General features: G+C 36.6%; 9 protein-coding genes. 5 read left to right on the top strand and 4 right to left on the bottom strand.

What is annotated here, in order from left to right:
* The first annotated feature begins 5 nt into the window (after positions 1-5).
* A complete protein-coding gene (locus tag IPI31_14095; GenBank protein MBK7568948.1) occupies positions 6-1,412 on the top strand; it encodes an arginine decarboxylase in 1,407 nt (468 codons plus the stop codon).
* A 16-nt stretch (positions 1,413-1,428) separates the two neighbouring features.
* Here the strand turns inward: IPI31_14095 and IPI31_14090 are convergent, their stop codons facing one another.
* From IPI31_14090 to IPI31_14080, 3 genes are all read right to left on the bottom strand, one after another.
* On the bottom strand, positions 1,429-2,700 hold the full coding sequence (locus IPI31_14090; GenBank protein ID MBK7568947.1) for a hypothetical protein: 1,272 nt from the start codon (positions 2,698-2,700) through the stop codon (positions 1,429-1,431).
* A 25-nt stretch (positions 2,701-2,725) separates the two neighbouring features.
* Positions 2,726-4,267 carry a glutamine-hydrolyzing GMP synthase gene (gene guaA, locus IPI31_14085; GenBank protein MBK7568946.1) on the bottom strand — a complete coding sequence of 514 codons (1,542 nt, stop codon included), beginning with the start codon at positions 4,265-4,267 and terminating at the stop codon, positions 2,726-2,728.
* A 1,312-nt stretch (positions 4,268-5,579) separates the two neighbouring features.
* On the bottom strand, positions 5,580-5,792 hold the full coding sequence (locus tag IPI31_14080; GenBank protein ID MBK7568945.1) for a hypothetical protein: 213 nt from the start codon (positions 5,790-5,792) through the stop codon (positions 5,580-5,582).
* A gap of 340 nt (positions 5,793-6,132) precedes the next feature.
* Here IPI31_14080 and IPI31_14075 point away from each other — a divergent pair, with 340 nt between their 5' ends.
* The 4 genes from IPI31_14075 (at position 6,133) to IPI31_14060 (ending at position 10,833) form a co-directional block, all read left to right on the top strand.
* Entirely contained in the window at positions 6,133-6,924 is a 792-nt protein-coding gene (locus tag IPI31_14075) for a DUF2807 domain-containing protein (GenBank protein MBK7568944.1), read from the top strand.
* 21 nt (positions 6,925-6,945) lie between these two features.
* Positions 6,946-7,476 carry a sigma-70 family RNA polymerase sigma factor gene (locus tag IPI31_14070; protein ID MBK7568943.1) on the top strand — a complete coding sequence of 177 codons (531 nt, stop codon included), beginning with the start codon at positions 6,946-6,948 and terminating at the stop codon, positions 7,474-7,476.
* 6 nt (positions 7,477-7,482) lie between these two features.
* Complete coding sequence (locus IPI31_14065; GenBank protein ID MBK7568942.1) at positions 7,483-9,549, top strand: hypothetical protein; 2,067 nt, start codon at positions 7,483-7,485, stop codon at positions 9,547-9,549.
* A 102-nt stretch (positions 9,550-9,651) separates the two neighbouring features.
* Positions 9,652-10,833, top strand: coding sequence for a T9SS type A sorting domain-containing protein (locus tag IPI31_14060; GenBank protein ID MBK7568941.1), 1,182 nt, complete (start codon positions 9,652-9,654; stop codon positions 10,831-10,833).
* A 174-nt stretch (positions 10,834-11,007) separates the two neighbouring features.
* Here the strand turns inward: IPI31_14060 and IPI31_14055 are convergent, their stop codons facing one another.
* Entirely contained in the window at positions 11,008-13,137 is a 2,130-nt protein-coding gene (locus IPI31_14055) for an elongation factor G (protein MBK7568940.1), read from the bottom strand.
* Positions 13,138-13,571: the final 434 nt, after the last annotated feature.

Here is a 13,571-nt window from a genome sequence, read left to right as displayed (position 1 = left end):
AAGAATTGAAAAATACCTACCTTGACCTCATCCAGCAAACCTTCTATTTTCCGCAGGATGGTTTCGAAGTGAAAAATAATTATTTATACTTCAACGGAATTCCACTTAAACAACTGATAGATGAGTATGAAACGCCTATGCGTATCACTTATCTTCCCAAAATATCTGAAAATATTCAGCGTGCAAAAAAATATTTTAACGATGCCATCAAAAAATTAAATTACCCGGGCACCTATAATTATTGTTATTGTACTAAAAGCTCCCACTTTGCGCACGTTTTGGTGGAAGCACTAAAAAACGATATTTTTTTGGAAACATCTTCTGCATTCGATATTGATATTATTGAAAAATTATATCTCAATAAAATGTTGTCGAAAGATACTCTTATCGTTTGCAATGGGTTTAAAACAAAAATTTATACCCAACGAATAAGTAAACTGGCAAATCTCGATTTCAGAATTATTCCTGTGCTCGATAACATGGAAGAACTTGACGAATATGAAAACACCATAATTTACGAATGTGATCTCGGGATCAGAATTGCTGCAGAAGAGCAACCGGAATTTCAATTGTATACTTCGCGTTTAGGAATAAGATATAAGGAGATCAAAGATTTTTATCTCAGTAAAATAAAACCAAATCCAAAATTCAAATTAAAAATGCTGCATTTTTTTATCAATAGCGGCATTCGTGATAATATTTATTATTGGAATGAATTATCAAAATCGCTCAAAGTATATACCGAATTAAAAAAAGTATGTCCCGAATTGGATTCATTAAATATCGGCGGAGGTTGGCCAACAAGAAGTTCTTTGGGATTTGAATACGATTACCCTTACATGGCCGAGGAGATCTTAAATAAAATAAAACTAACCTGCGAAGAAGACAATGTACCTTGCCCAAATATTTATACTGAATTTGGAAGTTTTACAGTTGCTGAAAGCGGTGCATTTATTTTTCAGGTATTATCTGAAAAACATCAGAACGACAGCGAGCGTTGGTATATGATAGATAATTCTCTCATGACCACCATGCCCGATGCGTGGGGAATTAATTCTAAATTTATTTTATTACCTGTAAATAAATGGGGTAATGAAGTACAGCGTATAAATATAGGCGGTTTAACATGCGATCAGATGGATTATTATAATTCTGAAGCACATACCAACGAATTATATCTGCCACTTGTTGGAACAGGTGAACCACTTTATATAGGATTTTTTCATACCGGCGCATATCAGGAAAGTATTTCCGGATATGGCGGGACAAAACATTGTCTCATACCTTCACCAAAACATATCCTTATCCAGAAAGATGCCGAAGGAAAATTAAGTTATGAAGTTTTTGCGGAAGAACAAACCGTAAACAGTATGCTTACCATTCTCGGGTATGATAAATTTGATGAGGAATAAATTTTTTAATTGAAATTTAGTTCACCTTTTCAAAACGGAAATTTTCATACTTCAGTATCGTGATATTGCTGTTCTCAATAAACTGTATTTGTTTATCTGCAGTATAACTGGCAGTGAACTTTAATGGGTATAACATATAACGCATCGCCGGATTGGGTTTATCAATTTGAGCGTCAATGGCCGGACCATAATTTGTTAATACGGATCCAAAATAAAGCATTAGATCGTAACCTCTGTAGGCAAATTCCGAAGGCCTGATACCATATTTGTCTGTAAATACTTCATTAAATCTTTTTACTCTTGGAGCATTTTGATCTACCCAATAAGAAGTAGGGTAATGAAAATGTAAGGTCTCAAAATAATCGAGCGAAATAGATTCCAGCGATAATAAATTTTGCATTCCTAACAATGTAATAGAATTGTTACGCGAAGATTTTGAAAGATCCCGAACTAATCCATTCACATATAATTCATCATTTGACGCAATAAAAACATAATTTGTTTCTTCATTAAGACTTTCTGCAATTCCTGAAAAAGTATAAGCCTCCTTTAATGTTGCAGTTCTATTTTTATTTACAAGTTCAAATTCCGTTTTAAATTCTGTTGCTATTTTTAATTCATTGGGTTTATCGTTTCTATATACTACCACAAAATTCGCACGCATATTTTCTTTGATCACATATTCTATTGTTTTATTTAATTGCGTTGAGATAGGGGCATTTGCCATGAAATAAAATTTATTTCCACTGGTAATATTATTTGCCGGAGAAAGAGGAGATATGGTGAATAATTCATTCGTTTTAGCAATTTCAGCAGCAGCTTTTAATCCATCGTTAAAAACAGGACCTATAACTAGATCCATTTTTTTAAATTCCTCGCTACGCATTAAAACCGACGTAGCCAAACTATCTTTTTTATTATTGTAAACAGTAACATTTAAGTTTACACCTAATTTTTTCAAAGTATCCAGCGCCATTAATGCGCCTTCGTAAAACTCCAATGATCCCAATGGTTGATATCCTGTAATATTCTCTTCATCCATTAATTTATCGAGTTCAGCTTCATCAAGAGAGAAGGGGAGAAGTAATGCAATATTATAGATGTCTTTTTTTTCCCAGGATTTACCTTTTGTTTCTGAAGAAATGGTATCCGGATTTTTTGTATCTGTTTCCTTTGTTTCCGTTTTTTTATCTTCTGTAATTACTGTTGTGTTATCATTTTTGGGTTTATCATGCGTGGTTGTTGTGGTTTTTTTAAATAGACCACAGGATGATATCGTAAATATCATTGAAACAAATAAGAAAGATCTTATTTTATTCCCACTCAATGGTAGCCGGCGGTTTTGAACTAATATCATATACAACCCTGTTTATTCCTTTTACATGATTAATAATATCGGATGATATCTTCGACAAAAGTTCATGAGGTAAATGACTCCAGTCGGCTGTCATACCATCCGTTGAATTAACACAACGTAAAGCTATCACATTTTCATATGTCCGTTCATCTCCCATAACTCCAACAGTTTGCACAGGTAATAAAATTGCACCTGCCTGCCAAACCTTATCATACCAACCCGAATCTTTTAAATGTCCGATAAAAATAGCATCTGCTTCCTGAACCACACGCACTTTTTCCGCAGTTATGGAATCAATTATCCGTATCGCAAGCCCTGGTCCGGGAAATGGGTGGCGATGCAATATTTCGTGTTTTAATTGTAAGGTCTCACCAACCTTGCGAACTTCATCTTTAAACAGAAAACGAAGTGGTTCCACAACCTTCAAATGTAATTTTTCAGGCAAGCCCCCAACATTATGATGCGATTTAATGGTTGCAGAAGGACCATGAACAGAAACTGATTCGATCACATCAGGATAAATAGTTCCTTGTGCCAGCCATTTTGCATTCTCGATCTTTTTAGATTCCCTTTCAAAAACATCAATAAAAACTTTTCCTATCGATTTCCTCTTCAACTCAGGATCAGAAATTCCTTTTAAGGCATCTAAAAATTCATCCGCAGCATCTACTCCAATTACATTAAGTCCCATATCCTTATAACTGTGTAAAACGGTTTCAAACTCATCCTTTCTCAGCAGACCATTATTTACAAATATGGATATGAGATTTTTGCCAATTGCTTTATTCAATAGTATGGCGGCTACACTTGAATCCACACCTCCCGACAAGCCCAAAATCACTTTTTCGTCCTTTACCGTATTTTGGATAGAAAGAACCGTTTCCTCCACAAAAGACTCCGGGGTCCAAGATTGGTTACATCCGCAAACATTTACTACAAAATTGCGAAGCATCGTTTTTCCTTCTGTAGTATGAGTTACTTCGGGATGAAATTGTATACAAAAGATCGGGAAATCGAACCTGCCTTCATCACTTTTATAGGCAGCAACATCAATACTTGCTGTTTTTGCTGTTAGATGAAATCCGGGTGGAATTTGAGTTACCGTATCACTATGGCTCATCCAAACCTGACTTTCGTCGTCAACTCCATAAAATAATTCATTTTCTTTTTCCAGAATATGCAGAAATGCCCTGCCGTATTCTCTTTTTGAGGATGGCTGCACCTTTCCTCCAAAATATTGAGCCATGAACTGCGCTCCGTAACAAACACCAAGTATTGGGCGTTTATTTAAAATTTTTTCTATATCAAATGCTGGTTTATCAGCTGCGGAAACGGAAAAAGGACTTCCGGATAAAATAATTCCTTTTACATCATCTGTAAGGTCTGGAATTTTGGTGCAGGGAACTATCTCGCTGTAAACATTGAGTTCGCGAATTCTTCTGGCAATTAGTTGAGTGTATTGAGATCCAAAGTCGAGGATGAGTATTTTCTCAGTCATGCGCAAAGATAAGACGGGAAGGCAGCAAAAATCAAATTTTAAAATTCGCTTCTCTATATCCGAACCGAAAAAAGATTACTGAAATGGATATGATTTTTTTATAATTAAAATATGGCTTTTGGCCATGAGAAATGGTTTGAGGAATTGTTCCACACTTTTGTGGAGTGATTCCCCAAATTGTACCACAATGCCCAAGTATACCTCTATGCGCTTCACCCGGATTTTGAGCCATCAACTATCAATTTATTAGTGAATTTGATTTCTATTTAGTCAATTTTAATAAAAAATATAACAAAAGCCGATCATTTTCCTACAAGTTGATTAAAAATTAAGCTCCGAAAACCCTTGATTTTATTGATGTTTAGACATATTTTTAGGGAACAAGAGAGGAGGAGAAATGATTACATAAAAAAAGCAGAGTTCACCGTTTTGGTTCCCTCTGCTATCCCCATGAAAACACACACAATAATATATTAGGCAATTGCTATGCCAAGCGATTTTGTATCAGGAAATGAATAGAGTATTATAATAATAGAAGCCGTTTCTGTAGTGTTTCAGCGGTTTTGGAAGGACGATAAATTTAATACAAAAAAAAAGCAGAGAAGACCGTTAAGGTAATCTCTGCTATCCCCATGAAAACACACACAATAAGCATTATGCAATTGCTGTGCCAAATCATTTTTTTGCAACTTATAGGGGTTTGGCCTGCAAAATTTGTAAAATTTGAAGCTTTTCAGCCCAATTACTAAAAAAACGTACAAAAAAGGAGGTTTTTTTTGACAGTACATGAAGCAGGAGTATTTATTTGAATATACCATTACTGAGACCTTCGCTGAGAGCGAAAGCCTCAGTCTGGGTGATTCTGCATTACTGAGACCTTCGCAAAGAGCGAAAGCCTCAGTCTGGGTGATCCTGCATTACTGAGACCTTCGCTGAGAGCGAAAGCCTCAGTCGCTCCGAATTTTCCCTCCACGAGCCCCCCCCCCCCCCCCCCCCCCCCCCCCCCCCCCCCCCCCCCCCCCCCCCCCCCCCCCCCCCCCCCCCCCCCCCCCCCCCCCCCCCCCCCCCCCCCCCCCCCCCCCCCCCCCCTGAGAGCGAAAGCCTCAGTCGCTCCGAATTTTCCCTCCGTACTAAACCCTGCTAACCTTGCCAACCCTTTCAACAAGTCGCAGTCGCAGTAGCAGTCACAGTTTGAGGCCTGTGTGATCTTGCCTCCGAATAAAACCCCTTAAGCCCTTCCAAACTCCCACAAATAGAAATACCATACCCTGTTAAGATATGGTATAAAAATATAATCAACTTTTTCTTAAGTCTACTTCACCCAGGCATCGTTCTTGTACTCGCCTAAAATAACCACGTCCTTGCTGTTAGCATAACGTCTGGCAGCATCTTCCATCTCAGCTTTTGTCTTGCTTCTGATCTTTATGCCCCTTTCTTTCTGACCTTTGTTCATTACTTCAATATAAAATCCGTCGATCAATTTCGCCGTTCTGGTAGCCGGTCTTCCTTTTCCTTTGGTATTCATTCAATTAATTTTTTTCGTTAAGATACAGCTTTTGAAACAAAAAACAAGTGTGGAGAGTTCATAACCTTTTGAAATTTTCCTGAATATTAGATGTAGTCTGCATTTCAATCCTCTGAAGGTCTGTGGATTATACATTTTAATTTACATCTGCCTATACATTCATTCACACCAATACCTGTTTTTTGCCTGATTCTCTGGATAAATATGCAGTATTTTTAATATCCCACATACCGACTCTCAGAAAGTTCACAGATTCACCTAACGGATTTCTGTCACCAAATATTTTTTTTCCTGACTGTAACTTTGTGGCAATGTTTGCATTATATAGAAAAACTAAAAAATGAAACGATCTAAATTTAAGTCAACAATTTTATTATTTGCCGCAATTCCACTGTTTATGGCCTCTTGCGGTGGCGACAAATGGCCATGTATCAACGGATCAGGTGCTGTAATTACAGAAATGCGGACAGAATCCGGTTTTACAGGAGTAAGCAGCGAGATAGATGCTACTGTATATATTACACAGGGCTCCGAATTTGAAGTTAAACTTATCGCTCAACAAAATGTTCTCGATAACATTGAAACAAATGTTTCCGGAGGCGAACTGGAGATCAAATCTGATCACTGTATCAATAATTCTGAGCCTGTGTTGGTTTATATCACCATGCCTGCAATATCTTCATTGAGTATGAGTGGTTCAGGAAGTATGATCACTCAAAATAAAATTACTTCACCCTCTATTTCATTTGATATCAGTGGTTCAGGATCTGTGAATACTGTGGACTCTATAATCACTGATATACTTGATCTCAATATTAGTGGTTCGGGAGATATGGATTTTATTGGCAAAACAAATTCTGTTGACGCGGATATTTCCGGATCAGGAAATATTACTATGTATGGTTCGGGAACCAGTCTTAATTTTGATATAAGTGGTTCAGGCGAATTACATGCATTTTATTTCCCGGTTTCATTTGCTGATCTTACCGTTAGTGGAAGTGGAAACATAGAAACAAATGTTTCAACGGATATGTATGTTAAAATCAGCGGAAGCGGAAACATATTTTATAAAGGAACACCTGCAATTACAGCTGAAATTTCCGGTAGCGGTGAATTAATTCACGTTGATTAATTCTGCTGTAGATAAAATAATATGCAAGAGCAGGAGAGGATAGAAGCAGCCAAAAAAGATCCTAAAAATTTCAAATATTTTTATGATCTCTGGTATAAACCGGTATACTTATTTATTTATCGTAGAACAGACGATGAAGAAGTAAGTGCGGATATCACCCAACAGGTATTTTTAAAAGCAATGCAGAATATTGCTAAATACGAATATCGTGGGTTCCCTTTTTCTTCATGGCTGTACAGAATTGCTCACAATGAATTGATGCAGTATTTCAGAGATCAAAATAAAGTGCGTGTTGTATGTATTGAAAATACAGGATTAGCCGAAATATTGGAAGATGACGTTGCCGGATATGAAGTGGAAAATCGCGAACTGGTATTTAAAACATTACAAAAATTAAAACCACAGGAACTCGAATTAATTGAGATGCGGTATTTCGAGAAAAGATCCTTTAAAGAAATATCTGAAATTATCAATATTTCAGAAAATACTGCGAAAGTAAAGGTGCACCGAATATTGGAGAGATTGCGAAATTTAATAACAGTTCAAGCATAATCAGCCATGACGAAAATAAAATTTAAAACCGAATACAAGTCATTACCCGATGAGGTAATTAACAGGCACAAAAATTTTGATGCTTTGCTGGCTGCTTATGTTGTTGCACCTAAATTAAACTTTTTTCAAAAATTATTAAAAAATAAATGGACCATGTTTTCAGGAGGAATAATAATAGGAACAGTAGTTACACTTTTTGTGACACTGAATGATCAAACATCCACACAAAATAATCAAGTTGCTAATGAAAGTGTGCGATCAATTGAAAATAATATTTCAAATTCAACAGCAGGAAATGAAAATGCTGATATAATTACATCCAAAGCAGAATCTCCTGTTTTGGAATTGTCGGAGAATGAAACAGGATCAGATAAATTAATTGGAGCTGAAAGTGCAAAAATTAATTATGATAAAAAGGAGATACAGGCAGTAAATGCAAATAAAACTAAACCTTTAAATAATACCATTAAAAACGATCTAAATAATTTTAAAGAAAATGAATCAGACAATACCGGCAAAGGGGAAGAGTTAGCAAACAAAGGAGCAACAAGTGATATTGTAGATCAATCATTTAAAAATGAAGATAAATTTGATCAGGAGGGTCTTAATAAATTGAAATCGTTGGATACACCTGTTGTTGAGGAAGAATTAAACGATCCAGTAACAGATATTACTGCAGAAACTCAAAATGATCCTGCTGTAATTGATCCAATTGTAAAGGAGGATACTACTCAAAAAAATAATATCATTACGAAAGAAACTCTCGCCTTTGATCAGCCTAATAAAACAATTTTGCCGATTGAAAATCCTTCACAAAATACAATAAAGAAAAATGATGAAAAAGAAAGTGAAACAACAGCACTAAAACCTGCAGAAAAGGAGGAATATAATATCTCAGTTGATACAACATCTTCTAAAGAATTTACTTTTCTGGATAAATTATTTGAAAAGAAAATATTTGATCGTGATACAACTGTTGATCTTACATCAGGTAATAACAAAAATAATATTTCAAATTCCTCTTCCGATTCCAGTGATTTTATCGACAGGTATGCACAACTTTCCTTTTTTACACCTTTGGGAACCAATGGTCTCGACAGTTATAAATACAAACACCATTTTTCAGTAAATATTATTCAGGGATATAATGGTGCGGTTCAAGGGCTTGAAGTTGGAGGAGTAGCAAATTTTGATAAAGGATATATGCAAGGTGGTCAATTTGCCGGAGTTACAAATATTGTTGCAGGAAATATTATGGGAATTCAAGGTGCCGGAGTTTTAAATGCTGGGAAATCTTTAACTGGAGGACAATTTGCAGGAGTTGCGAATTTAAATACAGGTAAAATCAAAGGAATGCAGGCAGCAGGCGTAATAAATGTTTCATCCTCCATAAAAGAAGAAGCAATTATTTTTCAGGCTGCGGGTGTAGCAAATGTTTCTTTATCTGATAATGCAACAGGATTTCAAGCCTCGGGTGTATTAAATCTTGCGAATAATATACAGGGTACACAAATAGGTTTGGTGAATGTGGCAAAGAGCGTAACAGGCGTTCAAATAGGTCTTGTAAATATTGCTGATACCATTGATGGTGTTTCTATTGGCTTATTGAGTTTCAGTCGCAACGGAATATTTGATGTCGACATATTTACCAGCGATATATTAACAACAAATATCGGATTGAGAGTTGGAAGTAAATATGTTTATAATATTTTTGCTTTTGGTGTTTCTCCTTTTTCTGACACATTGCGTTATGGTTATGGTTTGGGAATTGGAGGTCACATTCCTGCATATAAAGCTCTATCCGTAGATATTGATGGCATGATCTGGAATACTTTTGAGGATCAGTTTGATTTTAATTACGATCAATTGCATATACTTAATCAATTGCGCATCACCCCGTCTTATACATTTGCAAATAATAAGATCACTGTTTATGCAGGGCCGGTATTAAATGTAGAAGTTTACGACAATGGTGTAGTTCCACTCAAAGAAAATACGATCCAGGAATTTGGGGGTAATGGAATTACAACTTCATTATCACTTGGTTATGTTATTGGATTGCGATTTTTTTAAATTATTTAACTTTTTATTTCTATATCGTTTTAAACCTCCTATGCAAATAATGGTGTAACTTACACCATTATTTTAATAAGGATAAATATAAATTTTATAAAAATGAAAAGAATACATGTACTCCTCTCAACAATTTTAATTTCCGGAATGTTAAATGCACAATCCGGGGAACAATTTTTTACTGCATCAGGAACCTTTACCGTTCCCGCTGATGTAAGCTCTGTAACCATTGAAGTAATGGGAGCTGGAGGAAATGGTGGATTTAATGGAACCGGTGGAGGAGGAGGGGGAGGATTTGCAAAAGGCGAATATTCCGTAACTCCGCTTGATGAAATAAATATTAGTATAGGATATGTTGGTGCAGGTGCGGTTGCAGGTACAACTACAGTAACAGGATTTTTATCAGCTTCAGGTGGAGAAAATGGTGTTTCTGTTCCAAATCCTGAAATTGGTGGTGGTGGTGCCCCTGGTGTCGGAACAGGAGGAAATATCAGTAATTATACCGGTGGAATTGGTGGTGGTGGATATTATACTTACTTCGGTGGCGGCGGCGGTGGCGCTGCAGGACCATTGGGTGACGGCGGTGCAGGTGGAAATACCATTGCCTGGACAGGTATATGTTTAACTCCCGGTGGTGATGGCGGAATCGGCGGTGGAGCACCGGCAGCTGATGGTGGAAAAGGAGCAGGTTTTACTGATGTATCGTGCATTGTTACTGATCCTGCAGGAACATCCGCGAATTATGGCGGCGGAGGTGGAGGTGGAAATGGCAATGGTGGAGGTCCTGGTTTCGGAGCTCCGGGATATTGCAAAATAACCTGGTGCGCTGTTAATGTTGGCGTAACCACTAATATGGAAAATGGTTTTTTAGCCGATGCAGTTGATGCAACTTATCAATGGATAGATTGCGGAAATGGAAATACTTTTCTGGAAGGTGAAACCGATCAAACTTTTACAGCAACAGAATCCGGATCTTATGCAGTTATTGTATCCGACGGAATTTGCAGCGATACTTCCGAATGTTTTACAGTAACAATTGTTATCGATGGAATTAATTCCGTTAATGATAATAATTTAAGCATTTTCCCAAATCCATTTACCTCGAATATTAATATTGAAAATAGTGTAGCAACGTATAATTACACATTATTAAATTCTGTTGGTCAGATCTTATGGACAGGTAAAAATATTGAAAAACAAAACTTCTCCTATTTAAATAATGGCCTCTATTTTTTAAAAGTGGAAGATGAAAATGTAAATCAAACAATTTCGATTATTAAATAAATAAGATATAAAAAAAGGTTAGCCACGAATTCACGAATAATAAAATTCGTGCATTCGTGGCTTAATTTTTATATACCAATTAACATTCCAAATTTTTTACTTCTGACGCTCAGACCTCACAGCTTTCCCAAACCTGTGAGATCGAGGTCCTTCATTCCTTCATTCTTTCATTCTTTATGCTTCCGTAAGCTCTTCTTTATGACTGCTCATCAACTCTTTTTGCAACTCAAAAGGAACCGGTGCATATTCCGCAAATTTGCGCGAGAATTTTCCGCGGCCTTGCGTTAATGATCGGAGAGTGGATGAATAATCGTATAATTCAGTTAATGGAACTCGTGCAATTACTTTTTGATAATGACCATCGCTATCCATTCCCATAACTATTCCTCTGCGTGTTTGCAGATCTCCAATTACTTCACCCATATAATCTCCTGGAACTAATACTTCCAGATCATAAATAGGTTCCAATAATTTTGGATCAGCTTCGCGGAATGCATTTCTGAACGCCATCATTCCCGCTAATTTAAATGCCATATCATTGCTGTCGACAGGATGCATTTTTCCATCATAAACACTCACACGAACATCTCTAACATAGGAACCTGTAAGCGGACCATTGGTCATTTTTTCCATCACACCTTTTAATATGGAAGGTAAAAAACGCGCATCAATTGCACCACCAACTATACAATTATAAAATACTAATTTTCCTCCCCATTTAAGATCGTGTTCTTCACGGCCGCGAACCGTAACATCTTTCGGATCAGGCATTCCTTCATAATATGGTTCCACTATCATATGCACCTCTCCGAATTGTCCTGCACCACCACTTTGTTTTTTATGTCGGTAATCTGATTTAACTGATTTTTGAATAGTTTCTCTGTACGGAATTTTTGGTTTTACATAATCGAATTTAATTCCATATAAATGTTCGATTTTCCATTTAATTACCTGAAGATGTAATTCACCTTGCGCATTTACCAAAGTTTGTTTTAATTCCATATTGTGATCAATGGTAACTGTTGGATCTTCTTCGTGAATGTGATGTAAGGCAAGTCCCATTTTTTCTTCATCACCTTTATTATGAACTTCAATTGCTGCTTGCACTTTTGGTTCAGGAAAATGTATTGGCGTTACTTCAACATCCTGTCCTTTTACTGCAAGTGTATTATTAGTATGTGTCTTTTTTAATTTAACGGTAGAGCCAATATCACCTGCCATTAACGTATCCACATTTTCTCGTTTTTTACCTTGTAAAACAAACAGTTGACTAATACGCTCATTATTATTCGTATTCGTATTATTCAGATCCATTCCCGTACTTATTTTTCCACTGCACACCTTAAAATAACTCATGTCGCCAAGGTGTGGTTCACTTACTGTTTTGAAAATAAATACCACAGTTGGATTTGATGAATTACATGGAAGATCTTTTCCGTTGGTTAATTTTTCCGGTTGCATATGGGCTGCAGAAGGGCAACATTTATCAATAAATCCCATTACGCGTCCACTTCCCATATTGTGTTTTGCAGAAATACAGAATACCGGAAATAATTCGTGGTTGCGGATAGATAACATTAATCCTTTCACCATATCATCCTCCTCAAGAGTTCCTTTATCAAAGAATTTCTCCATTAATCCCTCATCATTTTCTGCAATTGTCTCAATTAGATCGTTGTGCAATTTCATTGCCTTATCCATTTCCTCTGCAGGAATTGGTAATTTTTCAGGTTTACCTCCGTCAGGTTTGAATTTATACATTACCATATTTAATACATCGATAATTGCATTAAAATCTATTCCCTGATTATATGGATATTGAACAACCGTAACTTTTTTACTGAATCTTTCTTTTGCCTGATCAATTGTATTTTCAAAATCAGATTTTTCTTCATCCACATGATTTACAATAAGAATCATAGGTTTTTTCAGATGATCGGCATATTCCCAGATTATTTCTGTCCCAATCTCCACACCATGTGCGGCATTGAGCATTAATAAACCTGTATCGGCAACTTTAAAAGCAGAAATAACTTCCCCTGTAAAGTCGTCCATTCCCGGTGTATCTATAATATTGATCTTTGTATCCTTCCATTCCACATGCATCACCGAACTGAATACACTGTACCCTCGCTCGTGTTCCAATTCATTAAAGTCAGAAGTACTGTTTGTATCGGCAACAGTTCCGCGGCGGTTGATAGCTCCGGCTTCAAACAACATGCATTCGGCAAGTGTTGTTTTACCGGAGCCGGAATGGCCCACCAGCACTACATTCTTGATGTTCTCGCTGTTATAAGTTTTCATCTTTATCCTCCTTGGTTTTAGAGTTGCAATATAGGAAATGTTGAATAAACAAGGAAATAATGAAAATTATTTTTTGAATGATTTGGATCATGGGAAAATTGTGGATCCGGAAAAGGAGAGAGGAGAAAGGAGAGAGGAGTTTAAATTTCTGGCGAAATTTTACAAGATTCATTAAAAAGTCAAGAGTCATTAGTCAGGAGTAAAATTAGGCTACACCCCCCCCCGGTTCGGCTATCGAGGATCAAACTCATTACTCATTACTCATTACTCATTTTCGTGAATCGTCAATCGTGAGTCGTGAATCCGAAAAGGAGAGAGGAGAAAGGAGAGAGGAGTCTAAATTTCTGGCGAAATTTTACAAGATTCATTAAAAAGTCAAGAGTCATTAGTCAGGAGTAAAAACATTCGGCTAACGAGGATCAAACTCATTACTC

The organism is Bacteroidota bacterium (genome assembly GCA_016706865.1).
In the GTDB taxonomy this organism is placed as follows: Bacteria; Bacteroidota; Bacteroidia; order Chitinophagales; family BACL12; genus UBA7236.
This window is presented reverse-complemented; position numbering and strand designations above follow the sequence as displayed.